Genomic DNA, 25,717 nt, shown 5'->3' with positions numbered 1-25,717 from the left:
TCCGTGATCACCAGACCGGTCCTCGGTGACAACACCCCCCGGATCATGAGTGCGACTGGGGGCAACGATCATGCCGAGGACCGGCTGGCCGGCACCTGCTCATCCTGGACGATCCAGGCGCCGCGGAGAAGGTAACGGGGTACGGGGTCACCAGGGGGCCCGGACGTGGTCGGGGGTCAGGTCCTGGAACGACTTCACGCCCAGCAAGTGCATGGTCACCTCGACCTCTTGGGCCAAGATCTCGATGACCTTCTCCACACCTTCCTGCCCACCGGCCATCAAGCCGTACAGGTACGCGCGGCCGATCAACGTGATATCCGCACCCAGGGCCATGGCGATCACGATGTCTGTCCCGGACATGATGCCGGAGTCGTAGATCAACTCCACGTCCGGCCCCACGGCCGCCCGAATCTCCGGCAGCGCCCGCAGCGGAACCACCGTGCGGTCTAGCTGCCGTCCTCCGTGGCTGGAGACCACCAGGCCGTCCGCCCCGGAGTCGATGCACCGCTGCGCGTCGTCGGTGGTCAGGACACCCTTGACGAACAACCTGCCCGGCCAGGCCTTGCGGGTCCATTCCAGGTCCGTCCAGCTCAGGGAGGGGTCGAACATCCCGTTGATCAGTTCGGGCAGGGAAGAGGCGGAATCCGAGAGGGAGGCGAAGGTCAGCGGATCCGTGGTGAGGAAGTTGAACCACCACTCCGGGCGGAGCGAGGCGTCGGCGACCGTCCGCAGGTTGATCCTCGGGGGAATGGTCATGCCATTGCGTGCATCCCGCAGGCGTAGTCCGGCCACGGGGGTGTCCACCGTGACCAACAGCGTGTCGAATCCGTTGGCCCAGGCCCGGTCGATCAGCTCCTGCGATCGCTCCCGGTCCTTCCACAGGTACAGCTGGAACCACCGCCGGCCCAGCCCGGAGGCCCGGGCCACCGCCTCCACGGACCGGGTGCCCATCGTGGACAGTGCGAACGGGATACCCGCAGCGGTGGCCGCGGCCGCACCGGCGTCCTCACCTTCGGAGTGCATGAAGCGGGTGAAGCCGGTGGGTGCGATCCCGAACGGCTGCGCGCTCACTCCTCCGGCGATGGTGACGGCCGGGTCCACGGTGGTTGTGCCCTTGAGGACGTTCGGCACCAAGGTGGTGTCCCGGAAGGCCTCGCGGGTCCTTGCCGCGGTGACCTCGGCCAGCGCGGCACCGTCCACGTAGTCGAAGGCGGGGCGCGGCGTCCGTCGTCGTGCAATGGCACGCAAGCCCTCCACGTCGGCGGCCTTGGCCAACCTCGCGGGACGCCGGTCCAGGGTGGGGCGGTCGAACTGCAACAGCGGCCGCAGTTCGGCGATGCGGGGGATTTGTCGTTGCAGCTTCACTGACCCGTCACCTCGCCCTTGATGGCCTGCTCCTTGACAGAGCGGGAGGCCAGAATCGCGATCAGGGACAGCAGACAGGCCAAGGAGACGACGACGGCGGCAGCCACCACCGCACCGTTGCAGAGCTGGATCACGAACGCCAACCCGAGCGGGGTCAACCCAGCGACCAGCGCGGCGTTGACCTCACGGGTCACGGCAATGCCGCTGTACCGCTCGCGGGCGGGGAACAAGTGCGCCAGGAAAGCACCCTGGCTACCTCCCCTCATGGCGATCACGATGCCGTATCCGCCGGCCACCGCCGCACCGGCCAACATCACGCTGCCGCTGGTCAGCCCCGCGAACAACGGGAAGGCGTACAGGACACCCACGGCGCTGCCGGCGGCGAACACCTTGGTGGGGCCCCAGCGGTCCGCGGCCATACCGCCCAGGGGCGCACCGAAGATGCCGAAGACCGTGCCGATGGTCACCGCGGCAAGGGCTGCGCTGCGTTCCATGCCGACCGCGTTGGAGGTCATGAGGGACAGCGCAAAGACCGCCATGGCGTAGTTCAGCGCGTTGTGGCCGGTCATGGCCATGAAACCGAGGACGAGCGCGCGGCCGTGGTGCCTGAGCAGCTGCATGGCGGGGACGTGGTGGCTCTGCTTCTCGGCCTCCGCGCGGGTCATCGCCGCAACGTACTCGGGGCTTTCCTCCAGGTGGCGGCGGATGAACCAGGCCAGCAGGAACAGCAGGACCGACGCCAGGAAGGGCAGACGCCATGCCCAGCCGAGCAACGCCTGATCGCCCAGGCTGGAAACTGCCAGGAACGCGCCGGTGGCCAGCACGATGCCGCCCGGGGGAGTGGCCAGGACGAACGAGGTCATCAACCCGCGTTGCTTGGGCGGTGCGAATTCGGAGACGATGGTCATGGCACCCGCGAGTTCCGCACCGGCTCCCATGCCCTGGATGATGCGAAAGACCACCAGCAGGACGGGGGCCAACGCCCCGATGACCGCGCTGGTGGGGAGTAGGCCGATGCCCACGGTGGCCAGGCCCATCAGGATGATGGTCAGCATCATGGCGGGGCGGCGTCCGTATCGGTCGCCCATGTGACCGATCACCAGTCCGCCCAAGGGACGGGCCACGAATCCGACGGCGAACGTGGCGAAGGCCGCCATGGTGGCACCGGTGTCCGTGCCGGCGAAGAACAGGGGACCGATCACCAGACCGGCCGCTGCGCCGTAGAGGGCGTAGTCGTACCACTCGATGAGGGTGCCGGTCACCGCGGCGAACAGGGCCCGCCTCGCGCTGGGGGACATGCTGTTCTCGACACTGTCATCCGGGTGAGTGGTCGGTGCGGAGTTTGAAGCTGCGACGGCGCCGTCGTCGCCCTTGCCGGTGGGGTCGAGTGTCGTGTGATTCGGAGGCGGGTGTTCGTCGTGCTGCGGGGGTGCTGCGCATCTGGGGCCATGAAATATATTTCTAACCGAGTGTGATACAGTTCACAAGTGGTTGAGCAGAAAAAGCGGTCGTCGCTGACCGCCACGATCAACGAGCGCTTGCGGACCATGATCCTCACGGGTGAGTTGGCCCCGGGGCAGGTGGTCATCGAATCGGATCTGGCCGAACGGTTCGACAGCTCCAAGACTCCCGTGCGCGAGGCCTTGCATCAGTTGGTCACCGAAGGTCTGGTTTCCGTGCTGCCCAAGAAGGGCTACCTGGTGCGGCCCATGACCCAGCAGGACCTCACGGAAGTCCTGGATCTGCGCATGTTGTTGGAGCCCCACGCCGCTGCGGAGTGTGCGCGCTTTGCGGACGCGGAGACCATCGGGCGGTTGCGGGAGTGCCTCGACAGGCAGGAGGCGGCAGGGCCAAAGAACCCCATGGCCCGCACCGAACGCGCACGGTCCTTTCACCTGGAGATCGCACATTCTGCGCGCAGTACGCGACTGCTGAGCTCCTTGCAGCGCTGCTACGCGGAGATGGTGCGCGCCCAGCACGTGCTCCCGCAGCTGCGCGATCATCTGGGGAACCCCAGGGAGCTCGAGGAGCACGAGGCGATCTACAAGGCCATCACGGAGGGCCAGTCGGCAGCGGCTGCCGAGGCCATGCGGGTTCACCTGCGAACGATCCGTTCCACCATGGGTGTTGATCTGGGGGCCGAGGCGCTGCTCTGGCGTGGGTGATTCTCGCCGCCCTGCGCCGTCGTCGTGTCCGGGATTGTGTGGGTCTTGAGGCCCCTTGACCTCTGTCCGCCGGTGGGCCCACACCTACATGGGGGTGCATGGTGCGTCGAAGCGTGTCGAGCCTGATGGTGACTGTTTGCCCAGGTCAGCAGAGTTTTCCACAGCAGAACTCAAGGGTGTTCCGGTGTGATGTGAATCGCGTCTAGATTCATCTCGACACCCGACGCGGTGAATCGGCCCAGGTCAGAAGACATGGGCCGGGTGATCGTGCGGGTGTGGTCCCGGCCCTTCTCGGCCTGGGGCGAGAGCTGAACACGAGGGGGCCGCGATGGCGCAGCTTGCACCGCGGGGAATTCGACGCCAGATGGTGCGGACGGACCCCGTCATGTCTGCCGCTGCGGCCTCCGGGATGTCGACGGAGAGCCAGGCGATGGCCTGGGTGTTGGACAGCGTGCGCGAACGTGTCCGCCTTCAGGGGCTGGACCCGGTCGAGAGTCCAGACGAAGCGGCCCGGATCATCGAGGACGTCCTTCAGGAATACGATCACGCGTCGGCACGCTCGGGGGCCGTCGCGTTTGCGGATCTGGACGTCACCCGCGGTGAGGTGCTCGACGCCGTCGCTGGCTTCGGCGTCCTCCAACCGTTGCTCGACGACGATTCGATCGAAGAAGTGTGGATCAATGGTCCTGATCAGGTGTTCGTGGCGCGCGGTGGCGAGTCCGAGCTGACGGGGTTGCATGTCGAGAACGACGAGGTGCGTCGTCTGGTGGAGCGGATGCTGCGGCGTTCCGGACGGCGCTTGGACCTAAGTTCGCCGTTCGTGGATGCCTCGCTGCCTGACGGCTCGAGACTCCACGTGGTGATCCCCGACGTCACCAGAGAGCACTGGTCCGTCAACATCCGGAAGTTCATCGTCGCCGCGCGGCGCCTGAACGAACTCGTCGGGCTCGGGTCCATGTCGCCGCAGGCCTCCAGGTTTCTGGCTACAGCGGTGCGGGCCGGTCTGAACATCCTGGTTTCGGGTGCCACTCAGGCCGGCAAGACCACCATGCTCAACTGCCTGTGTGCGGAGATCGACCCTCGCCAGCGGGTAGTGACCGTGGAGGAGATCTTCGAACTGCAGGTACCGCTGCGCGACGTCGTGGGAATGCAGTGCCGTCAGGCAAACCTCGAGGGGACCGGCGAGATCGCGCTCCGCAGGCTCGTCAAGGAAGCGCTGCGCATGCGCCCGGACAGACTGATCGTCGGCGAGGTCCGTGAGGCCGAGTCACTCGACATGCTCATCGCCTTGAACTCCGGTTTGCCGGGCATGTGCAGCATCCATGCGAACTCGGCCAGGGATGCCGTGACCAAGATCTGCACACTTCCGCTGCTGGCCGGAGAGAACATTTCCTCGAACTTCGTGGTCCCCACCGTGGCCGCCTGCTTCGACCTGGTGGTCCACTGCCGACGACGCCCCGACGGTCACCGCGAGGTTGAAGAGGTCCTGGCCCTCGGCACCAGGGTGGAGAACGGCGTGATCGAGACCTACCCCGTGTTCCGCAGAGTCGACGGTGACCTGCTCGCCGTAGCCGGCGAGGTACCGGCGGCGCAGAAATTCGCGCTGGCCGGAATACCCGTCGAGGGTCTGCTCTCCGACTTGGACGCCGATACGGGTACCGATGACCAGCCGCGCGGAAACCGGGGGTCCTGATGGGTCTTCTGCTCGGACTCGGCCTGGGTGCCGGGTTGTTCCTGATCTGGTGGTCCTTCTGGGAGCGCCCCGCCGAGGCGCGGCGACGGCGCCTTCACCGCGAGGGTGTGATCCGAACCCGGCTCGACCGCGCGGGCCTACATGACGTTCGGCCGAGTTCGCTCGTCGTGTTGTCGGGCCTGTGCTCCGTGGTGTCGGCCGTCGTCGTGTTCGCGGTGACCGGAGGGGTGGTCTTTGCGTCCTGTGCGGCCATCGTGGCGGCGTTCATTCCGTGGGCCTTGTTGGGACAACGGATGCGACGTCGTGCCAAGCAACTGCGGACGGTCTGGCCGGACGTCGTGGACCTCCTGCGGTCTGCCATCCGGGCCGGCATGTCGCTTCCGGAAGCGCTCGCGCAGTTGCAGCACCGCGGACCTGCGGCTGTTCAACCGGCCTTTGCCCGATTCGCCGCTGATTACCGGGCCACGGGCCAGTTCATTCCGGCCTTGGACGCGCTCAAGGCGGAGCTGGCGGATCCCGTGGCGGACAACATCGTGGAATCCTTGCGGGTCACGCGCGAAGTGGGCGGTACCGACCTCGGCCGTCTCCTGGGGACGCTGTCCGAGTTCCTGCGTGAGAACTCGCGCACCCGCAGCGAACTCGAAGCTCGACAGTCCTGGACGGTCAACGCGGCACGCCTTTCGGTTGCTGCCCCCTGGCTGATCCTGCTCCTGATGACCAGCCAACCGGCAGCCGTCCAGGCCTATGACTCACCGGCGGGTGCCGTCGTGCTGTTGGGCGGTCTTGCGATTTCCTTCGTGGCTTACCGGTTGATGCTGAGGCTGGGCGCACTCCCCGAACCGGAAAGGGTGCTGCGATGAACCTGCCCCTGGTCATCCCGCTTGTCCTGGGAATCGTTCTGAGCTGGGGCCTCTGGCTGATTCTGATGCCGGCACCTTCCGAGGAAGGTCGCAAGCTCACGCGGCGGGTCCTGGCGCAGATGCGGGCGTCGGATGCCACGGTTCGCCATGCAGAGCAATTGCGGGCCAGGCGTGACCGCGGTGCGTTGGGCATCGCCGGACACCTGATTGCCCCGCTCACGGGTGCCTGGGAGAGGTGGAGTTCCGGGGACTCCCTGCGTCAGCTGCGCGGGAAACTCGAGCGGGAAGGCGCTCAGCGTACCGTTTCCGATTACCGCGCCGAGCAGGTGTTGGCCGTTCTGGCCGGAACGGTCCTCGGACTCGTCTGGGGTGTGGCGGCCGTCCTGCGGTTTGGCGCGCCCATCGCGGCCGTGGCAGTCGTGGCCGCCGGTGGGGCCTTTGCCGGTGCCTGGTGGAGGGGCTGGTGGCTCAACCAACGCATCGCGTCCCGCGAGGCAAGGATGCTCGCGGAGTTCCCCGCCGTGGCCGAGATCCTTGCGCTGTCGGTCGGTGCGGGCGAGTCCACCCTCGGCGCGCTGGAACGCGTCGGGCGTGTTGCCGACGGCGTCCTCGCGGAGCAGTTCCGGGCGGTCCTGGTCCGGACCAAGTCCGGCGTCCCCCTGGTGCAGGCCCTTCAGGAGTTCTCGGACCGGGTGGGCGTCTCACACGTCTCACGATTCGTCGACGGGATCGTCGTCGCCCTGGAAAGAGGAACCCCTCTGGCCGAGGTCTTGCGAGCCCAGGCCCAGGACGTACGTGACGAGGACAAACGCGACCTGATGGAGATCGCCGGTCGCAAGGAGATCGCCATGATGGTGCCGCTCGTGTTCCTGGTGCTCCCGTTGTCCGTGCTCTTCGCAGTGTTCCCGGGCATCGCTGTTCTGAGGCTGGAACTGTGACCGGCGCACGTTCACGGGACCACCCCTTGCTCCACGGCGCGGTGGACGGCAATGACCTCGTCCCAAGACCAGTAAACCGACCAACGACGTCGATCACCTCGCCGTCGGAACCCACGACCGGATCGACCGGTCAACCCGAGAGGAAAACGCCATGAACACGAACCCCGTCGAGAACCCCTCGGAGGACGCCATCCTGACTGCCGGCGATCACGCCGATCGGGGAGACGTGCCCGGGTGGGTCATGCTGACCCTCATGAGCGCGGTCCTGGTGGCGGGCCTGCTCCTGATCGCCCAACCGGCACTCGAAGGCCTGTTCAATGACGCGATTGCGCGCGTCACGGGGCAGTGATTTCAGGGCGCGAGCCACGGGACACCCGCTCGTCCGACAAGGACTCTGGCTCGGTGGTCGCCGAATGGGCGATGGTCGCCGGAGTCACCGCAGTCCTCTTCGCGGTCACCCTGCAGGTGATTTTTGCGCTGCACGTCCGCAATGTCCTGATCGATGCAGCCTCCCACGGCGCGCGGTACGGGACACTCGCGGACCGGGGACCCTCCGATGCAGTGGGGCGGACGAATGACCTCATCACGCAAACAGTTGGCCCCGGGTTCGCCGGCAACGTGCGCGCCGATGCCGCCACGATCGACGGAGTGCCCACGTTGGAGGTCACCGTGGTGGCGCCACTGCCCATCGTGGGGCCATTTGGGCCTCCCGGCACATTGGAGGTCACGGGGCATGCGATTGACACGAGCTGAGAGCCGTGAACGCACCACCGGATCATTACAGGACCGCGTCCCGACGGCGACGGATCCGGACACCGGCTCGGCACTGGTTGAGTTCTCCGTGCTGTCGGTGATCCTGCTGGTGCCGATCGTAATCTTCGTGGCCGTTCTCGCGCAGGCGCAGGCGGCGTCCTTCGCCGCAGTGGCCGCTGCGCAGCAGGGCTCGCAGGTCATTGCCAACGTACCGGCCGAGGACCTGGATCTCGGGGTGGTCGAATCCGCCGCACGCCTGCCCGCGACGGACCAGGGACTGGCACCCGGCGAGATCGAGATCCAGATCAGTTGTTCGGACGGGACCTGCAACGAACCGGGTGCCGTGGCCACCGTGACCGCGGTGACCACGGTGGACCTGCCGCGTATTCCCCTGCTGGGCACCTATCGAGTGGCGCGGATGGAGCACAGTTCGACCGTCGTCGTGGGGCGGTACGCATGAGGCGGCCCATGGGCCAGGGACCCGATGACGATAGCGACGACGGCCAGATCTCCATCTTGATCGTCGGAATGATGCTGATCTGCCTGCTGGCGCTGATCGTGGTCATGGCGGTGACGTCGATCTACCTCGCGGAGCGAAAGCTGCAGGCGCACGCCGACAACGCGGCCCTGGCTGCCGCCGACAGTTTCCGTGGGTTGGACATCCCGGATGACGGCAGCGGCCGACCCGCAGCGGAACTCACGGATTCGAGCGTGTCCGGAGCTGCATCGTCGTACCTCACGGAGGTGGGCGCCGAGTTCGACGTCGACAGTCTGTCCGTGGGGGCCGGCACGGGGACTCCTGACGGGCGCACCGCGCAGGTGACCCTGGACGCCGTGGCCCATCCGCCGGTGGTGGCCTGGATCATTCCGGGCGGGGTGCCCATCACGGCAACCGGCGACGCCCGAGCCGAATTCGAACAGTGAACACCGCCGAACCCTCGCGAAACTCGTCCATCAACGCATGATGGGCGAGTTTCGGGAGGGTTCGGCGGGAAAGAGGGCGGGAGGGTCATCCGTTGATGACCTGCGGGACGCCCAGGTGCTTCAAGCCCTCCACACCGAACTCCACGCCGTAGCCGGAGCGCTTGACGCCACCGAACGGGATGCGGGGGTCCACGCCGCCGTGGGAGTTGATCCACACGGTGCCGGCCTGGATGCGAGCGGCAACCTCCTTGGCACGGTCACGGTCGGCCGACCACACGGACGCGCCTAGCCCCACGTCCAGCGCGTTGGCCTGGGCGATCGCGTCCTCCAGATCCGTGTAGCGGATGATCGGCAGGGCGGGGCCGAACTGCTCCTTGACCACCAACTCGGCATCGGGGGAGATGTCGGCCACCAGGGTGGTCGGGTAGAAGTTGCCGGGCGCGTCACGGTCCGGTTCGCCGCCCATCAGAACGCGTGCGCCGGAGGCCTTGGCGGCCTCCACCAGGTCGTCCACGATCTTGAACTGTGCGGCATTCTGCAGCGGGCCCAGCACGTTGTCCTCCTCCAGGCCCACGCCCATGGGCATCTTGCCCGCGAACTCCACGAGGGCCGCACACACGTCGTCGTAGATGGCATCCGGGACGTAGAGCCGCTTGAGGGCCGCGCAGGTCTGACCCGTGTTGATGAACGCGCCCCAGAACAGGCCTTCGGCGATCGCGGCCGGGTCCACGTCGTCCAGGACGATCCCGGCGTCGTTGCCACCGAGTTCCAGTGTCAGGCGGGTGATGTTGTTCGCGGAGGCCTCGATGATCTTGGAGCCGGTGGCGGTGGAGCCGGTGAACATGATCTTGTCGATGCCCTCGTGGGTGGACACTGCGGCCCCCACCTCGCGTTCGCCCGCGATCACGGACAGCACGCCTTCCGGAAGCGCGGAGTTGAGCACGTGGCACAGAGCCAGCACGCTGAGCGTCGTGTACTCGGAGGGCTTGACCACCACGGTGTTGCCCATCCGCAGGGCCGGGGCGATCTGCCACACGGTGATCATCATGGGCCAGTTCCAGGGGCCGATTGCCCCGACCACACCGACGGGGCGGTAGTTGAGGACCGCGTGGGTTTCGCCGTCGTCGACCAGGGTCTGTTCCTCGAGCTCGAAGGACGCGGTGGCGCGCAACCACGCGGCGCACGCGCCCACCTCGAACCGCGCGTTGGGACCGTTGAGCGGCTTGCCCTGTTCGCGGGAGAGCAGTGTGGCCAGGGGCTCGGCGTTGGCCTCGATCGCGTCAGCGGCCTTCATGAGCGCCTCGCTGCGCTCTGCGTGGGACTTGGCACCCCAGGCGGGCTGCGCGGCGCGGGCGGCGGCCACGAGCTCATCGAGCCGTGCGACGTCCTGCACGGGTGCGGTGCCGATGAGTTCGTCCGTGGCCGGGTCATGGACCGGGCGCCCGTTCTCCGCGACGACGGCGGAGAGCAGTTCCTGGTACGTGCTGGTCGAAGTGCTCACGAGATCTCCTTGACGTGATGGGCCTGCCGCAGTGGTTCCCGGTTCATCCGGTGGACCCGGCGGAGGGAGGTGTTCCTGGGTCCATGGTCCGTGGCCCTGCGTGCGGACCGGTTGCCCAGGAGCGCAGGCTTGTTGGTCACGAGTGTGCCTCACATCACAGGGTGGTAGCTTCGCATCAGGGAGAGCAGACACATGACATCCAACGATCCACAGGTGCCGCCGTCCGGTCCAGATGCGCCGCCACGGGACTCGGCCATGACCATGCCCGAATGGCGCGAAGCAATCACACAAGCCATCGGGCGGTTACTGCTGAGCGCCCCGGACGAGGCGGCGTTCCGCGCGTCGTTGCGGTCCGCGAGCCTGGAGGACGTACACCTTTTCGACATGCACACGGACGCCCACACCGTGCTGCGTGACCAGGAGCTGGCCGCCGCGACCACCGGCGCCTACTGCAAACTGAGCCTGCAGATCTCCGGGGCGGCCAAGCTGGTCCAGGACGGCCGTACGTGCCTGCTCGAACCCGGGGACCTTGCCCTGTACGTGACCCAGCGGCCCTACGAGCTGTCCTATCCGGGTCCGCAGCACAGTTTGGTGGTGTTGTTCCCGCAGAACGTGGTGCACATGAGTCCCGAACAGATCGGGCAGGTCACGGCCACGCGCGTGAGCCGCAACGAGGGCCTGGGGCGCGTGGCCGTCCCGCTGTTCGAACAACTGGCCGCCAACATCGACCTGCTGGAAGGTGCCCACGCCATGAGCCTGGTGCGCTCCGCGCTGGACATGCTGGTCACGGTGCTTTCGGCTGAGGCCCACGCCTCCGGGCGGGACACCACGGAGAACATCCTGCTGCAACAGGCCGAGGCCTACGTCGAGGACAACCTGCACGACCCCGAACTCTCACCCTCGCGGATCGCCGGCGCGCTCTACGTGTCCGTGCGGCAGCTGCACAGCCGGTTCTCTCAAGGGGAGCAGACCGTGTCCGCCTACATCCGCGCGCGGCGGCTCGAACGCATCCGCCAGGACCTGGCAGACCCGCTGCTTGCGCACGAATCCGTGCACACCATCAGCTCCCGGTACGGGCTGTTCGACCCCTCCTACGTGTCCAAGGCGCTCAAGACCGAGTACGGGGAGTCGCCGTCGGCCTACCGCTCCCGAGTCCTGGGCGGCTGAGCGACGACGACGTCCCGGTGGGCCGCCGTCGTCGCCATGAATCCCAGCGAATCCAGGGTGAATCCTGTGTGTCGGTCGCTCAGGCCAGCTCTCGGATCACCCGCCGGGCGGTGGTCAACCCGGTTTCCAGAGCACCCTCGACCACCACGCCGCGCCAGCCCTTTGCCCAGTCAGCACCCGCGAAATGCATGCGGGTCTGCGTGTTACCGAAGTGGTGCCAGCCGTTGGTGAACTGGCCCTTCTTGAGCGTGGCCCATGCCTGGCCGCTCCACTTGTCCGCCACCCAGTCGTGACCGGTGCAGTCGATGACCTCCAGGTCCGGGCGCCATTGATTCACGATCTCCTGAGCGGAGGCGGGGTCGTTGACGTCCACACGGTCGTGATGGGAGCCGAAGCTGACCGCGATGGTCGAGCCCTCGTCGTCGGGATCCTCGGGGTTCTGTGGATCCAGGAAGTACTCGCTGCGGATCATGGCGGCCTTGGCCGGGGTGGGGGCGTAGCCGAAGATGTTGTGGTGACCGCGGATCTTGATCCAGATCTTGGCCCCGGTGGAGTTCCACTTCTGGTCCACGATCCGCTGCATGGCCTGGGCCAGCCGAGGCTCGAACTCGATGGTCCCCAAAGCCCCCACGGGAACGGTCACGATCACGGCGTCCGCGGCGATCGTCTCCCCGGATTCCAGGGTGACCGTGGCGCCCGAACCGCTGTGTTCGATCTTGCGCACGGGCGTGGACAACCGGATGGGGCACCGCAGGTCGGCGGCCATGTTCTGGTAGACCCCGCGCATGCCGTTGGTCAGTTTGAACCGCAACGTCTGTTCGTCCAGCAGGGGTAGCCGATGATCGGAGAGCGCCACCCACTGCTTGGCCATGAGGGCCGAACCGTTGTGCGGGTCGCCGATGTAGCCCGCCGACCAGTACGAGTCGCACAGGTCGATCTCCTCCTGCGTGAACTCACCATTGCGCAGGGCGTCCAACGGACTCTGGTCGTCGAAGGCCAGGAAGCGCTCGCGGACCTCGGCCGGGCCGGTGAAGTCCTCGGACAGGACGTGCAGGGGGTCGTGGGGGTTGGGGAAGAACTCCCGGGAGCCTTCGAAGATCTTGGCCATGGGGCGCTCGAGCATCGCGTCCACCTGGGCCTCCGACCCTTCCTTGAGTTGGCCGTCGGTGATCCAGTACGCGCGGTCGCTCACGGGGCTGGGGAAGATGCTCTGCCCGTACCGCGTTATCTCCGTCCACATGTGTGGCTGCATCCAGTGCACCCACGTGGCGCCCAGTTCCAGCGGATGGCCCATGCGGTCCTCGGTCCAGGCGCGTCCGCCGACGCGGTCGCGGGCCTCCACGATCTCGACATCAATACCTGCCGTCTGCAGTTCCCGCGCGGCGACCAGGCCTGCAAAGCCTGCTCCTACGACGACGGCGTGTGGGGTAGCCATGTTCTTGTCCTTCCGGTGGGTTCGGTGTTCGGTGGGTGGGGTTGGGTGTCCGGCCAGGCCGGTGTTCATCGGTTCATGGTGCTGCGGGTCAGGGGACGGCGTATTCGTCGTCCTCGTCGATCTGGTCCTGGTGGCGCATGGACTGGTACCCGGAGGGATCCCGGCGGCGGATGACTTCGCCCCACACCAGGCCCAGCGCGCCGGCGGCGATGATGATCCCCGGCATGACCACTACCAGCAGCGACGGGCCTTCCGCACCGATCATGAGATCGAAATTGAAGAGGATCAGCCCGGCCACGACCAGTAGGCCCACGGCGGAGAGCCCCGGTGCGATCAGGCGCGTCCACACTCCGTGCCCGTGGTGGTCCTTCGCGAACCACACGACGACGGCGATCGAGGTGACCGCCAGCAGGAACACCAGTCCGAATGCCGCCGCGTTGGTCAGCCAGGTGAACAGCGTGATCACCGGGTACAGCGGCCCCAGTTCGTGTCCGATACCGGCGACGGCGAAGACCGCGACGACCACCAGCGCCAGCACCGACTGGGTGAGGGAACCGGCCCAGGGGGCACCCGCCGTCGTCGAGCGCTTGAGGTAGCGCGGGAGGACGTGCGAGCGGCCCAGGGCGAAGAAGTAGCGGGCGGCGGCATTGTGAAAGGCGATCAGGGCCGCCAACAGGCTGGTGATGAACAGGATGTTGGCGATCTCGGCCAGGACGGGGGAATGGCCCGCGAGCCAGACGAACAGCAGGTCCGGTCCGAACTCCTGGGACTTTCCGATGATTGCCGAGGGCCCCACACCCATGGCGAAGGCCCACGCGGAGGCGGCGTAGAACAGGGCGATCACACCCACGGCGATGTACGTGGCCCGGGCCACCGTGCGGCGGGGGTCCTTGGTCTCCTCGGAGTAGATGGCGCCGGATTCGAAGCCCATGAAAGCGGCGATGCCGAAGGCCAGGAGCACGCCGATGCCGGTGGTGAAGAACTGGCCGGGCTGCAGGGTCTGGGTGGACAGACCCTCTGGTGCGGAGCCGATCGACAGGACGCTCACCACGATCACCACCAGGAACTCCAGGCCCACCAGGATGCCCAGAACCTTGGCGGAGAGATCCACGCTGTTGACGCCCAGGGCTCCGACGACCACCCAGCCCACAGCGGCTGCGGCCCACCAGGGGACCGTCAGGCCGGTCCAGGTGCTCAGGGCGTTGGAGAGGGCGAAGCCGAACAGGCCGTAGAGCCCGATCTGCATCATGTTGTAGGAGACCAGGGCCAGGATCGCGGCCGCGATGCCCTGCCGATTGCCCAGGCCCTCGGTGATGTAGGCGTAGAACGCGCCGGCGTTCTGCACATGGCTGCTCATGGCTCCGTACCCGGCGGCGAAGAGCACCAGGATCACGCCCAGGACCAGATAGCTGACCGGCACGCCCAGCAGACCGGAGACCGCGAAATTGGTGGGAACCCCGCCCGCCAGCACGGTCAGCGGGGCGGAGGCCGCAATGATCATGTACACCAGCGAGGTGGTCGACAGGTGGCGGTGGGCCAGTTCGGGTTGGGGGTTCTGCGTCATGGTGACCTCAAGGTGGCGCGGGAAGGTGTCGAATTCCTGATGACACCAATGTGACCCAAGGCACACCGTGCGGTGTTGTGTTCCAGCGCGCCCCGGTTGGCCGTGAACGCGCACCCTCCACACCCTCCACACGGCCGAACCCTCGCGAAACTCGCGCTTCAGGGGGTGAAGGGCGAGTTTCGCGAGGGTTCGGCGGGAGGGGCTACCGGAAGATCGGCTTGAAGAACTCCGTCAGGGCGGTCTTGTCCGTCAGCGGCAGCACCGCTGCCACGTACTGGTCCGGGCGAACGACGACGACGGCGCCCTCGCGCGAGATGCCGCGCTCCTCGAAGATGTCCTCCTCCGGCAGGGTCGCGTAGACCTTCTCCCACGTGTGCAGGTCGAACGGCCCCACCTTCGGCTTGAATACCGCGGGGACAGTGCTGATGTCCACCTCTTCGTGCGGCTGCTGGTAGATCACCCGCGCGTCGAACAGGGCGTCGTCGTCCTGACCCGCGGTGCCGAAGCCGGCGGTGTGGGCGACCACGGGGGAGTCGGGGGAGGTGCCCAACCATTCGCCGAACTCCTGCGCGGCCGTGTTCTGGGCGTCGGCAAAGACGTAGATGCGCCAGCGGCCGTCGGCAACGGCCTGGTGACCCAGGTGCAGCGGGTTCGTGTCACACACGCGGGCGACTCGCGCGGACTTGAAGCGCTTGCCGACCGGGTAGCCCGTTGCCAGGTCCTGGTGCTCGGTGTCACCGGTGATCATGGACGGCTGGTACTCGGTCATGAAACCTGCGGGGAATTCGGCCGTCTTGACGTAGAAGTCCTCGAGGTAGGAGGGGTCTTCCAGGTCCTCGGGCTTGGTGGCCATCAAGGTGGACCATTCCTTGTCGAAGTCGATGAGGTTCTTGGCGATCACCTGCCGTTCACCCGAGTAGGTCCGCAGCAGGGATTCGGGGGATCGGCCTTCGACGACGTGTCCGAGCTTCCAAGCCAGGTTCCACCCGTCCTGCATGGACACGTTCATGCCCTGACCGGCCTTGGCGGAGTGGGTGTGGCAGGCGTCGCCGGTGATGAAGACGCGCGGTGTGCGGGTGGGGGAGTCGATGTCGGTGTCGGCGTCTCCGACGTCGTCGAACGCGTCGGTCAGCCGGTGTCCCACCTCGTACACGCTGTGCCAGGCCACGTTCTTCACGTCCACCGTGTACGGGGCCATGATCTTGTTGGCGCGTTCGATGATCTCTTCGATGGTGGTCGCGCGAACGGCGGCACTGCCTTCCAACGGAACTTCGCCGAGGTCCACGTACATGCGGAAGAGGTGCCCGCCTTCGCGGGGGATCAACAGGATGGAGCCGCCGGACTGGGACTGGATGGCGCACTTGGTGCGGATGTCCGGGAAATCGGTGACGGCCAGGACGTCCATGACGCCCCACGCGTGGTTGGCCTGGTCGCCGGAGAGCTTGCGCCCGATGGAGGTGCGGACGCCGGAACGGGCGCCGTCGGAACCGACGACGTACTTGGCGCGCACGGTGCGCTCCTCACCTTCGCGCTCGCCGGCGGTGTGGCGAACCCGGACCTCCACGGGGTACTCGCCGTCCGGGTGAACCGTCAGGTCCACGAACTCGATCCCGTAGTCCGGTTCCACGCGGCCGGGGGAGAGCAGGGAGAACTCCGCGAAGTAGTCCAGGATGCGGGCCTGGTTGACGATCAGGTGGGGGAACTCGCTCACACCGTTGGGGTCGTCCTTGGTGCGGGCCGTGCGGACGATCTTTGCGGGGTCCGCGGGATCGGGCTTCCAGAAGTTCATCTCGGTGATGTGGTACGCCTCGTCGATCAGCCGGTTGGCGAATCCGAAGGCCTGGAAGGTCTCCACGCTGCGGGCCTGGATTCCGTCGGCCTGGCCGATCTCCAGGCGGTGGGGACGCTTCTCGATGATGCGGGTGTTGACGTTCGGGAACTGCGAGAGCTGGGCCGCCGTGATCATTCCGGCGGGGCCCGTGCCGACGACCAGCACGTCCATCTGATCGGGCAGCTCGGTGGGCCGATCGACGCCGTTCCCGGCTGCGGGCTGAACGCGCGGGTCCGTGGACACGTATCCGTGGTGATGGAACTGCATGGTCATGCGGGCTGCACCCCTTGAAAGTTCAGGTTCGATAATGGAACATCATTGTCAGATATCGAATTGTGAACTGGATCATATACGGTTCACCGAGGGGTGACAAGGGTCACGACGGAGGACGAAGTGCCGAGAACGACAAGCGTGACGACGCCGCAGGCCCGGGCGGGATTGCCCGAGGACGAGGTTCGCGCGAGCGCGCCCAAAGGGCAGGCTGCCGTGGGGTCGCAGACCCTCAGTCGAGGCATCCGCATCCTCGAGGTGCTGGCGGAGGCCGGTGGCCCGTTGGCCATCGACGAGGTGGCGGCCCAGCTGGGGGTGCACCGATCGGTTGCGTACAGGTTGATCCGAACGCTCGAAGCGCACGGTCTGGTGCAGCGCGGAGCATCCGGACAGTTGAGTCTGGGGGTGGGGCTGGCCGCCTTGGCCTCACGGGTGGAAGTGGATCTCCGGGCGATCGTCGTTCCTGAACTGACGCGCGCGAGTGAGGATCTGGGGCTCACGTGCTTCGTCGCGCTCCGGGAGGACGCGGAGTGTGTCACCTTTGCCAGCGTCGAGCCTCCGCGAGCGGTGGCCGTGGTGGCCCAGCGTCCCGGTACGCGCCACTCACTGACGCGCGGAGCCAGCGGGCGAGCCGTCCTGGCGGCCTTGTCCGATGACCTGTGGCCGGTTGATTCGGAGTCGGGCATCGGGTCGGAGGATCTGAAACACGAGGTGGAGCGCGTTCGGGGGCGGGGCTGGGCCGAATCCACGGACGAAGTGATCCCCGGTCTGGGCGCGGTTGCGGTTCCTCTGGCACTGCCGGACGGTCGTGCGGCGTCGGTCGCTGCGCTCTTCGTGGGGCCGCCGGTGGGGGCCGGGGGGATCGCGGAGAGGCTGCACGAGGTCGTGGCCGGTGTCCGTCACGCCCTCGGAGAAAGTGAGCCAGGCTACTTGTTGACCCTTCCAGGATCATATACGATCCGGAATCAGAGGCTCTGACCCAGCGTGGAAAGGTTTGACATGGCGAGCAATCCTGCGGCACCCGTGAACCCGGGCAAAGTGATCGCGGTCCATGTGGCCTACGAGTCACGGGCGGCCCAGCGCGGGCGCAAACCCGCCCAACCGTCCTACTTCCTCAAGACCAACAGCTCGGTCTCGGGTTCGGAAGGAACCGTCGAACGCCCGGCCGGAACCGAGCTGCTCGCGTTCGAAGGCGAGATCGCCTTGGTGATCGGCGAACCTGCCCGCAACGTCCCGCTGGCCGAGGCGTGGGACCACGTGGCGGCCGTGACGGCGTCCAACGACCTGGGCATCTACGACTACCGAGCCCCCGACAAGGGCTCGAACCTCCGCTCCAAAGGTCGTGACGGGTACACCCCGATCGGCCCGGAGCTGATCGACGCCCGCACCGTGGATCCCGCCGGTCTGCGGGTCCGCACCTGGGTCAACGGCGAACTCGTCCAGGAGGACACCACGGGGGAGGCGCAGCTGATCTTCCCGCTGGCCCAGTTCGTCGCAGATCTCTCCCAGCACATGACCCTGAACACCGGTGACGTGATTCTCACGGGCACCCCGGCCGGTTCCTCCGTGATGGTGCCCGGCGACGTCGTCGAGGTGGAGGTCGATGCCCCGACCGCTCCCGGGGCCCCGAGTTCGGGCCGGCTGCGGACCACGGTGGTCGAGGGCCCGGGCGATTTCGACCCGGCACTCGGCACCACACCGCAGGTCGACGACGCCCAGCGCGAAGACGCCTGGGGATCGCGGGAGGCTGCCGGGCTGGGCCCCACGCCAGCCCAGGACGCCGCAGACGACGCCGCTGACCTCCCTCAGGCGCTGCGGAACAAGCTCATGGCGGCGCCCACCGCGGGGCTGTCCGCGCAGCTTCGCAAGCGCGGTCTGAACCAGGTGGTCATCGAGAACGTGTACCCCGGCGCGCCCGGGACCAAGATGGTCGGCACAGCCAAGACACTGCGGTTCCTGCCCGGCCGCGAAGACCTCTTCAAGTCCCACGGTGGTGGCTACAACGCGCAGAAGCGTGCCTTCGACGCCGTCCGACCCGGCGAGGTGTTGGTCATCGAGGCGCGCAACGAACCAGGGTCGGGAACCCTGGGCGACATCCTGGCGCTTCGGGCCAAGGCCAATGGTGCCGCCGGGGTGGTCACCGACGGCGGTGTCCGGGACAGCGCGGCCGTGCTGGAGATCGGCCTGCCGGTGTTCTCCCAGACCAGCAACCCGGCCGTCCTGGGACGCAAGCACGTGCCGTGGGAATCGGACGTGGCGGTGGCTTGCGGCAACGCCACGGTGATCCCGGGGGACGTGATCGTGGGGGACGACGACGGCGTCGTCGTCATTCCTCGGGCCCTGGCCGAAGAAGTGGCCGACGAAGCCCTGGCGAAGGAGCACGAGGACTCGTGGGTCTTCGACCGCGTGGCCGAAGGCAACCCCGTGGACGGCCTGTTCCCGCCCACCGGTGAGTGGAAGCAGAAGTTTCAGGAATGGCTGGCCGAGAACCCGGCGCCGAACCACGGGGCCGACTCTCCGGCCGACCTTGCCGGCAACCTTCCGACCAATTCTGCGGAAGGAGTCGGCGATGGCACCGAACGCAACTGAGACCCAGCAGCCCGATGCCGGTCTGAGCAAGGCGCAGACGGCGTACCACTGGATCAAGGAGCGCATCTCCACCCAGGAATTCGCTCCCGGGTACCGGCTCGTGCTCAGCACGATCGCCACCGCGTTGGACATGAGTGTGGTCCCGGTGCGTGAAGCCATCCGTCAGCTCGAGGCCGAAGGCCTGGTCACCTTCACCCGCAACGTCGGGGCGCACGTGTCCATGGTCGACGAGTCGCGGTACCAGGACTCGATGGAGTCCCTGGGAATCCTGGAAGGTGCCGCCACGGCGCTCGCGGCCCCGCACGTGGAGGCCGAGGACCTGGTCAGGGCCAAGGAGCTCAACGCCCGGATGGCCGCATCCCTGGACGATTTCGATCCGCACGTGTTCACGGAGACCAACCACGCGTTCCACCGGGTGCTCTTCGACCGCTGCCCCAACGCCCGGCTCAACGAACTCGTGGACGCCGAATGGGAGCGACTGGGGCACCTTCGGGACTCGACGTTCACCTTCGTCCCGGACCGCGCCCGTGAATCCGTGGCCGAACACGACCAGATCATCGACCTCATCGAGTCCGGCGCCCCCGCCCACCAGATCGAACAGGCCGCGCGGGAACACCGCACGAACACCCTGCGCAGCTACATCAAGAGTCAGAAGGAGACCCCGTGACCGAGAACAACGCCACCGCCCGGCCGGAGAACCTGCCCGAACGCATTCAGCACTACATCGACGGCGCATTCGTCGATTCCCAGAACGGGGCGACGTTCGACGTCATCGATCCCGTGACCAACCAGACCTACATCCAGGCCGCCGCGGGCCAGAAGGAAGACGTCGAGGCGGCAGTGGCCGCGGCCAAGAAGGCATTCGAGGAGGGCCCCTGGCCCAAGATGCTGGCGCGTGAGCGCTCCCGGGTGCTCAACAAGATCGCCGACATCGTGGAGTCGCGCGAACAGGTCCTGGCGGAGATGGAGTCCTACGACTCCGGTCTGCCGATCAAGCAGGCCCTCGGCCAGGCTCGCCGTGCCGCCGAGAACTTCCGCTTCTTCGCGGACCTGATCGTGGCCCAGATCGACGACGCCTACAAGGTGCCCGGGCGCCAAGCCAACTACGTCAACCGCAAGCCGATCGGTGTGGCCGGGCTCATCACGCCCTGGAACACCCCGTTCATGCTCGAGTCCTGGAAGCTGGCGCCGGCGATCGCCACGGGTAACACCGTGGTGCTCAAGCCCGCCGAGTTCACCCCGCTGTCCGCCTCCCTGTGGGCCGGGATCTTCGAGGAGGCCGGGCTGCCGCAGGGCGTGTTCAACCTGGTCAACGGGTTCGGTGAGGACGCCGGCGACGCGCTGGTCAAGCATCCGGACGTTCCCCTGATCTCCTTCACGGGCGAGTCCCGTACCGGGCAGATCATCTTCGGCAACTCCGCACCCTTCCTCAAGGGCCTGTCCATGGAGCTGGGTGGCAAGTCTCCGGCCGTCGTGTTCGACGACGCCGACCTGGAGACCGCGATCGACGCCACGATCTTCGGTGTGTTCTCCCTCAATGGGGAACGCTGCACCGCCGGTTCACGCATCCTGGTGCAGCGAGGCATCTACGACGAGTTCGTGGAGCGGTACGCGGCCCAGGCGCAGCGGGTCAAGGTCGGTCTGCCCTCCGACCCCACCACCGAGGTGGGTGCCCTGGTGCACCCCGAGCACTTCGACAAGGTCATGTCCTACGTGGAAATCGGCAAGTCCGAAGGCCGACTCGTGGCCGGTGGCGGTCGCCCGGAAGGCTTCCCGGAGGGCAACTTCGTTCAGCCGACCGTGTTCGTGGACGTGGCCCCGGATGCTCGGATCTTCCAGGAGGAGATCTTCGGCCCCGTCGTCGCCATCACCCCGTTCGACACGGAGGAGGAGGCGCTGGAACTGGCCAACAACACCAAGTACGGCCTGGCGGCCTACATCTGGACCAACGATCTCAAGCGTGCACACAACTTCGCGCAGAACGTGGAGGCAGGCATGGTGTGGCTGAACTCCAACAACGTGCGTGACCTGCGCACCCCGTTCGGCGGTGTCAAGGCCTCCGGCCTGGGCCACGAGGGCGGCTACCGGTCGATCGACTTCTACACCGACCAGCAGGCCGTGCACATCAACCTGGGCGAGGTCCACAACCCCGTGTTCGGCAAGCAGCAGTAACCCGATCCACCGGGCGGGCAGGGCCTCCGTCCGTCCGGGTTCGTCAACGATCCACCACCCGTCACGACAGCAAGGACGCCGCCATGACTCACCTCGAAGACCGCACCCTGACCTCCTCCGGCTTCTACGTTTCCCAGGAAGCTCCGATCGTTTCCGAGAACCCGATTCCCACCCCGTCCGTGCCTGCGCCCGACATCCTGCGCTGCGCGTACATGGAACTGGTGGTCACGGACCTGGAGCGATCCCGCAACTTCTACGTGGACGTGTTGGGCCTGACCGTGACCGAGGAGGACGAGAACACCGTCTACCTTCGGTCCATCGAAGAGTTCATCCATCACAACCTGGTGCTGCGCAAGGGCCCGCAGGCCGCCGTCGCCGTGTTCTCCTACCGCGTCCGCAGCCCAGAGGAGTTGGACCGCGCCGTCGCTTTCTACGAGGAGCTCGGCTGCCGCGTGGAGCGCAAGGCCGAGGGCTTCACCAAGGGCATCGGTGATTCCGTTCGAGTGCAGGATCCGCTGGGCTTCCCGTACGAGTTCTTCTACGACGTCGAGCACGTGGAGCGACTGGCCTGGCGCTACGACCTCTACACGCCGGGGGCCCTGGTCCGTCTGGACCACTTCAACCAGGTCACCCCGGACGTTCCCCGAGCCACCAAGTTCATGCAGGACCTGGGATTCCGCGTCACGGAGGACATCCAGGACGAGCAGGGGACCGTCTACGCCGCGTGGATGCGTCGCAAGCCGACCGTTCACGACACCGCCATGACCGGTGGCGACGGCCCGCGGATGCACCACGTCGCGTTCGCGACGCACGAGAAGCACAACATCCTGGCCATCTGCGACAAGCTCGGCGCGCTTCGGATGTCCGACCGGATCGAACGCGGCCCCGGCCGTCACGGTGTCTCCAACGCGTTCTACCTCTACCTGCGGGATCCGGACGGGCACCGTGTGGAGATCTACACGCAGGACTACTACACCGGAGACCCGGACAACCCCGTTGTGACCTGGGACGTCCACGACAACCAGCGCCGCGACTGGTGGGGCAACCCCGTGGTTCCCTCCTGGTACACGGAAGCGTCCACCGTGCTCGACCTGGACGGCAACCCCGTCCCCGTGGTGGCCCGTACGGATGACTCCGAGATGGCCGTGACCATCGGCGCGGACGGGTTCTCCTACACCCGCGCGGAGGAAGGTGCAGAGTCCATGCCCGAATGGAAGCAGGGCGAGTACAAGCTCGGCAACCAGCTGTGAGGAGCTGACTCATGTTGGAGCAGGACCAGCTCAGCACGATTGCCGACGACCTCGCGCGGGCAGAGGCGGAGCGGACCATGATCCCGCGCTTGACCGCCCAGTACCCGGAGATGACCGTGGAGGACTCCTACGCGGTGCAGAACGAGTGGCGCAAGCGCGGGATCCAGGCCGGCCGTCGCGTGGCCGGGCGCAAAATCGGCCTGACGTCCAAGGTCATGCAAGTGGCCACCGGGATCACCGAACCGGACTACGGGACGATCTTCGCCGACCAGGTCTACGAGAACGGTTCCGTGATCGAGCACGGCCAGTACTCCAACGTGCGGATCGAGGTCGAACTCGCATTCGTGCTGAAGAACGATCTGACCGGGCCCGATGTCTCGATCTTCGACGTCCTGCGTGCTACCGAGTACGTGGTGCCGGCCCTGGAAGTCCTGTCCTCGCGGATCGAGATGGAGGGACGGACCATCGTCGACACCATCTCGGACAACGCTGCCCTGGGCGCCATGGTGCTGGGTGGACGGCCCGTGGCCCCGGACGCCGTCGACCTGCGCTGGGTCTCGGCACTGCTGTACCGCAACGAGACGATCGAGGAATCCGGGGTGGCCGCGGCCGTCCTGAATCATCCCGCCACCGGGGTGGCGTGGCTGGCCAACAAGCTTGCCGAGCATGACGACGGCCTCAAAGCCGGCGAGGTGATTCTTGCCGGGTCCTTCACCCGCCCCATGTGGGTCGAGGCGGGGGACACCGTGCACGCGGACTACAACGAGCTGGGGGCAATCACATGCCGTTTCGTGTAGAGCTGCCGCCGACCTTCGGGGATCGCCTCGCGGCTGCTGATGGGGCTGGTGATCCGGCGCTGATCGGTGGCTGGGTCTGCTCGGGTTCACCGGTTGCCGCGGAGATCACGGCGTCGTCGGGACTCGACTGGATCCTCCTGGACGGTGAGCACTCGCCGATCGGGCTCGAATCCACGGCGGAGTTGCTACGCGCCATCGCGCCCTACCCGGCCACTCCCGTGGTGCGGGTGCCCGCGCTGGACACCGCGTTGATCAAGATGTTCCTGGATCTCGGTGCGCAGAACATCATCGTGCCCATGGTCGACACCCGGCAGATGGCCGAGCAGGCCTCCGCCACGATGTTCTACCCGCCGCGTGGTGTTCGCGGGGTTGGTAGCGCCCTGGCCCGTTCGGCGCGCTGGAACGGGGTGGAGAACTACCTGACTCGTGCCCACGAGCTGGTCTCACTGACAGTGCAGATTGAGTCGGCTACCGCCGTCGAGAACGCAGCCGAGATCGCCGCGGTGGACGGTGTGGACGCGGTGTTCGTGGGGCCTTCGGACCTTGCGGCGTCCATGGGCCACCTGGGGCAGCAGACGCACCCGGAGGTCTTGGCTGCCGTGGACACCGTGTTCCAGGCCGTCAAGGCCGCGGGCAAGCGCGTGGGCGTCAACGCGTTCGACCCGGCTCAGGCGCAGAAGTACGCCGATGCCGGAGCGGATTTCATCGCCGTTACCTCGGACGTCACCGTTCTCGCCCAAGGCATGCGCGCCACCGCAGGCACCTGGGGCCGCTGAGTCTTGCTGAGTCCCATCACGGAAGATGATGTTGCGGCCCTACAAGCGCTCTACGAGGCGACCCCGGGGTACTTTCAACGAGTTGAGGGCCACCCGCCCGGTCCCGGAGCGGCTCACCTTAAGTTGACCACGCTGCCGCCAGACACATCAGCGGACGCCAAGTACGGCTTCGGATGGTTGGGCGACGACGACAATCTCTTGGCCTTTGCCGACGTCATTCGTGGCTACCCGTCCACCGAGATGGCGTACATCGGGCTGTTGATGGTTCGTGGTGCGCGGCAACACGAGGGGTTGGGGTCCCGATTCCACGCTGCGCTTCTGGATGAGGTGAACCACTGGGCTGAGGTCGACCGAATCCAACTTGACATTGTGCAGACCAACCGGGACGCTGCGGAACCGTTCTGGGCGGCCATGGGCTATGAACCAACCGGTGTGATCAAGCCGTACACGTCCGGCAGGGTCTCAACCACCTGTGCTCTGTGGGAGCGGCCCGTACATCCCGCCGAACCCTCGCGAAACTCGCGGATCACGGGTTGATGGACGAGTTTCGGGAGGGTTCGGCGGACAGGGGCCGTCGCTATAGGTCCTTGCGGTGCCCCACCAAGCGGGCGGGGTTGCCGGCCCAGATCTCGTTCTCGCCGGTGGAGGTCAGCAACACGGCGTTGGCGCCAATCATGGTGCCGTTGCCGATCGTCGTGACGCCGGGGCCACCGAGCACTTTGCACCCGGGGAACAGGACGACGTCGTCGCCAATCACGATTCGCTCGAAACCCGACTGGTCGCGGGTCAGATGCGCGTCCTTACGCCCCACCGTGACCTGGTGATAAATCCGAACGCGATCACCGATGGTCACCTCGGGCAGGATGATCGTCCCGAAGCCGTAGTGCACCAGCCGGAAGTCCTTGCCGATCTCCACGGCGGCCGGGATGGAGATGTTGAAGGGCATCAGAGCCAGCCTTGCCAGTCGTGATCCGCGTTTGCTCACCAGACGTTCGGGAAGTCCCACTGTGCGCTCCTCATGAAACGGTTCGGTCCAAGGTGCAGCACGAAGCGGGGGGTCTTCGTGACAAGGCCAGACTAGGTCAGTCGCGAAGACCTCACCATTCCGGCAGCTGCCGGTGCTCGGCCCGCAGGGGGTAGCGCTTCCAGGCGCCGTCGCGCCAATACTTAAGCTGCTTGACCTGCCGGAGCAGCGCATCGGGGCAGGTGTTTATCCGGATCTGGTCCGTGATGAGCTTGTCCAGCGTGGTCAGGGCGATGTCACGGTCGCGCCAGTCCTCACGGGCTCGAGGGTCGATGATGTCCAGGATCTGATCGATCCGGTCCACCAGGTAGGTGGGGATGATGTCCACGCGCGACCACTGGATCTTCTCCCGAGTGACGGTAGACCAGATGTCCCAGGTGTCCTGCCCGCTCTGGTACTCGGCGATCTTCTTGCGCAGGTCGATCATGTCGTCGACCACCTCGCCCTTGCGCCCCAGGTTCTTGTCGTCGAAGTCGAGAAGATTCTCGGCCAGCTTAAACGGATTCAGAGACAGTGACGGCATGGGGTTCCTTCCGGGCGTTGGCCCACCGGAGATGGGCGTCCCTGCGATTGTCTCCCGGATGGCCCTTCCACGGAAGCAAGGTGCCGAACCGGGCGCCTGCCCTCCCGCTTCCCCTTCCGC

Annotated in this window: 25 protein-coding genes; 17 read left to right on the top strand and 8 right to left on the bottom strand. The window is 66.7% G+C overall.

The features are described 5' to 3' along the window. Positions 1–147: 147 nt before the first annotated feature. Both EDL96_RS08260 and EDL96_RS08255 read right to left on the bottom strand, forming a co-directional pair. The gene (locus EDL96_RS08260; protein WP_325049544.1) at positions 148–1,359 is read right to left on the bottom strand and encodes an alpha-hydroxy acid oxidase; all 1,212 of its coding nucleotides are present in this window, start codon (positions 1,357–1,359) and stop codon (positions 148–150) included. Positions 1,360–1,361: 2 nt separating this feature from the next. Then, on the bottom strand, positions 1,362–2,663 hold the full coding sequence (locus EDL96_RS08255) for an MFS transporter (RefSeq protein WP_123825303.1): 1,302 nt from the start codon (positions 2,661–2,663) through the stop codon (positions 1,362–1,364). A gap of 189 nt (positions 2,664–2,852) precedes the next feature. On the opposite strand from EDL96_RS08255, the gene EDL96_RS08250 reads away from it, so the two are divergent. The 8 genes from EDL96_RS08250 to EDL96_RS08215 all read left to right on the top strand — a co-directional run bounded on the left by EDL96_RS08250 (position 2,853) and on the right by EDL96_RS08215 (position 8,698). Next, positions 2,853–3,530 (top strand): GntR family transcriptional regulator, encoded by a 678-nt coding sequence (locus tag EDL96_RS08250; protein ID WP_233568777.1) that lies wholly within the window; start codon positions 2,853–2,855, stop codon positions 3,528–3,530. A gap of 409 nt (positions 3,531–3,939) precedes the next feature. Further along, positions 3,940–5,223 carry a CpaF family protein gene (locus EDL96_RS08245; protein WP_123825327.1) on the top strand — a complete coding sequence of 428 codons (1,284 nt, stop codon included), beginning with the start codon at positions 3,940–3,942 and terminating at the stop codon, positions 5,221–5,223. Continuing rightward, positions 5,223–6,083 carry a type II secretion system F family protein gene (locus EDL96_RS08240; RefSeq protein WP_123825302.1) on the top strand — a complete coding sequence of 287 codons (861 nt, stop codon included), beginning with the start codon at positions 5,223–5,225 and terminating at the stop codon, positions 6,081–6,083. Before EDL96_RS08245 ends, EDL96_RS08240 begins: the two co-directional genes overlap by 1 nt. Then, positions 6,080–7,021: a type II secretion system F family protein gene (locus EDL96_RS08235; protein ID WP_123825301.1), complete on the top strand. Its 942-nt coding sequence runs from the start codon at positions 6,080–6,082 to the stop codon at positions 7,019–7,021. The genes EDL96_RS08240 and EDL96_RS08235 overlap by 4 nt, the downstream gene beginning before the upstream one ends. Positions 7,022–7,172: 151 nt before the next feature. Beyond that, a complete protein-coding gene (locus tag EDL96_RS08230; RefSeq protein ID WP_123825300.1) occupies positions 7,173–7,370 on the top strand; it encodes a hypothetical protein in 198 nt (65 codons plus the stop codon). A gap of 53 nt (positions 7,371–7,423) precedes the next feature. Next, positions 7,424–7,774, top strand: coding sequence for a pilus assembly protein (locus tag EDL96_RS08225; RefSeq protein ID WP_123825299.1), 351 nt, complete (start codon positions 7,424–7,426; stop codon positions 7,772–7,774). Further along, positions 7,755–8,234 (top strand): hypothetical protein, encoded by a 480-nt coding sequence (locus tag EDL96_RS08220; RefSeq protein WP_233568776.1) that lies wholly within the window; start codon positions 7,755–7,757, stop codon positions 8,232–8,234. Before EDL96_RS08225 ends, EDL96_RS08220 begins: the two co-directional genes overlap by 20 nt. An 8-nt stretch (positions 8,235–8,242) precedes the next feature. Next, positions 8,243–8,698 (top strand): pilus assembly protein TadG-related protein, encoded by a 456-nt coding sequence (locus tag EDL96_RS08215; RefSeq protein WP_123825298.1) that lies wholly within the window; start codon positions 8,243–8,245, stop codon positions 8,696–8,698. 85 nt (positions 8,699–8,783) lie between these two features. Here the strand turns inward: EDL96_RS08215 and EDL96_RS08210 are convergent, their stop codons facing one another. Next, on the bottom strand, positions 8,784–10,199 hold the full coding sequence (locus EDL96_RS08210) for an aldehyde dehydrogenase family protein (RefSeq protein WP_123825297.1): 1,416 nt from the start codon (positions 10,197–10,199) through the stop codon (positions 8,784–8,786). Positions 10,200–10,391: 192 nt separating this feature from the next. Here EDL96_RS08210 and EDL96_RS08205 point away from each other — a divergent pair, with 192 nt between their 5' ends. Continuing rightward, positions 10,392–11,366 carry an AraC-like ligand-binding domain-containing protein gene (locus EDL96_RS08205; RefSeq protein ID WP_199732565.1) on the top strand — a complete coding sequence of 325 codons (975 nt, stop codon included), beginning with the start codon at positions 10,392–10,394 and terminating at the stop codon, positions 11,364–11,366. 79 nt (positions 11,367–11,445) lie between these two features. Here EDL96_RS08205 and EDL96_RS08200 read toward each other — a convergent pair whose 3' ends face one another. The 3 genes from EDL96_RS08200 to EDL96_RS08190 all read right to left on the bottom strand — a co-directional run bounded on the left by EDL96_RS08200 (position 11,446) and on the right by EDL96_RS08190 (position 16,463). Then, a complete protein-coding gene (locus tag EDL96_RS08200; RefSeq protein WP_123825296.1) occupies positions 11,446–12,801 on the bottom strand; it encodes an NAD(P)/FAD-dependent oxidoreductase in 1,356 nt (451 codons plus the stop codon). 88 nt (positions 12,802–12,889) lie between these two features. After that, entirely contained in the window at positions 12,890–14,365 is a 1,476-nt protein-coding gene (locus tag EDL96_RS08195; RefSeq protein WP_123825295.1) for an APC family permease, read from the bottom strand. A gap of 202 nt (positions 14,366–14,567) precedes the next feature. Further along, the gene (locus EDL96_RS08190) at positions 14,568–16,463 is read right to left on the bottom strand and encodes an FAD-binding monooxygenase (RefSeq protein WP_123825324.1); all 1,896 of its coding nucleotides are present in this window, start codon (positions 16,461–16,463) and stop codon (positions 14,568–14,570) included. Between the two features lie 144 nt (positions 16,464–16,607). On the opposite strand from EDL96_RS08190, the gene EDL96_RS08185 reads away from it, so the two are divergent. The 8 genes from EDL96_RS08185 to EDL96_RS08150 all read left to right on the top strand — a co-directional run bounded on the left by EDL96_RS08185 (position 16,608) and on the right by EDL96_RS08150 (position 24,587). Next, the gene (locus EDL96_RS08185; protein ID WP_233568775.1) at positions 16,608–17,444 is read left to right on the top strand and encodes an IclR family transcriptional regulator; all 837 of its coding nucleotides are present in this window, start codon (positions 16,608–16,610) and stop codon (positions 17,442–17,444) included. Positions 17,445–17,465: 21 nt separating this feature from the next. Beyond that, entirely contained in the window at positions 17,466–19,055 is a 1,590-nt protein-coding gene (locus tag EDL96_RS08180) for a fumarylacetoacetate hydrolase family protein (RefSeq protein ID WP_123825294.1), read from the top strand. Next, positions 19,036–19,722, top strand: coding sequence for a GntR family transcriptional regulator (locus EDL96_RS08175; RefSeq protein WP_123825293.1), 687 nt, complete (start codon positions 19,036–19,038; stop codon positions 19,720–19,722). The genes EDL96_RS08180 and EDL96_RS08175 overlap by 20 nt, the downstream gene beginning before the upstream one ends. Next, positions 19,719–21,227, top strand: a complete 1,509-nt coding sequence (gene hpaE / locus EDL96_RS08170) for a 5-carboxymethyl-2-hydroxymuconate semialdehyde dehydrogenase (protein ID WP_123825292.1) — start codon at positions 19,719–19,721, stop codon at positions 21,225–21,227. The genes EDL96_RS08175 and hpaE overlap by 4 nt, the downstream gene beginning before the upstream one ends. An 83-nt stretch (positions 21,228–21,310) precedes the next feature. Then, on the top strand, positions 21,311–22,477 hold the full coding sequence (hpaD, locus tag EDL96_RS08165; RefSeq protein WP_123825291.1) for a 3,4-dihydroxyphenylacetate 2,3-dioxygenase: 1,167 nt from the start codon (positions 21,311–21,313) through the stop codon (positions 22,475–22,477). Between the two features lie 11 nt (positions 22,478–22,488). Next, the gene (hpaH, locus tag EDL96_RS08160; RefSeq protein ID WP_123825290.1) at positions 22,489–23,274 is read left to right on the top strand and encodes a 2-oxo-hept-4-ene-1,7-dioate hydratase; all 786 of its coding nucleotides are present in this window, start codon (positions 22,489–22,491) and stop codon (positions 23,272–23,274) included. Next, the gene (locus EDL96_RS08155; protein WP_123825289.1) at positions 23,259–24,050 is read left to right on the top strand and encodes an HpcH/HpaI aldolase family protein; all 792 of its coding nucleotides are present in this window, start codon (positions 23,259–23,261) and stop codon (positions 24,048–24,050) included. The genes hpaH and EDL96_RS08155 overlap by 16 nt, the downstream gene beginning before the upstream one ends. 123 nt (positions 24,051–24,173) lie before the next feature. Beyond that, positions 24,174–24,587: a GNAT family N-acetyltransferase gene (locus tag EDL96_RS08150; protein ID WP_158609555.1), complete on the top strand. Its 414-nt coding sequence runs from the start codon at positions 24,174–24,176 to the stop codon at positions 24,585–24,587. 40 nt (positions 24,588–24,627) lie between these two features. Here EDL96_RS08150 and EDL96_RS08145 read toward each other — a convergent pair whose 3' ends face one another. Together EDL96_RS08145 and EDL96_RS08140 are read right to left on the bottom strand one after the other, a co-directional pair. Beyond that, a complete protein-coding gene (locus EDL96_RS08145; RefSeq protein WP_123825287.1) occupies positions 24,628–25,056 on the bottom strand; it encodes an LbetaH domain-containing protein in 429 nt (142 codons plus the stop codon). Positions 25,057–25,147: 91 nt separating this feature from the next. Continuing rightward, positions 25,148–25,597: a hypothetical protein gene (locus EDL96_RS08140; protein WP_123825286.1), complete on the bottom strand. Its 450-nt coding sequence runs from the start codon at positions 25,595–25,597 to the stop codon at positions 25,148–25,150. Positions 25,598–25,717: the final 120 nt, after the last annotated feature.

This window comes from Kocuria soli, assembly GCF_003797835.1.
Taxonomy (GTDB): Bacteria; Actinomycetota; Actinomycetes; order Actinomycetales; family Micrococcaceae; genus Kocuria; species Kocuria soli.
This window is presented reverse-complemented; position numbering and strand designations above follow the sequence as displayed.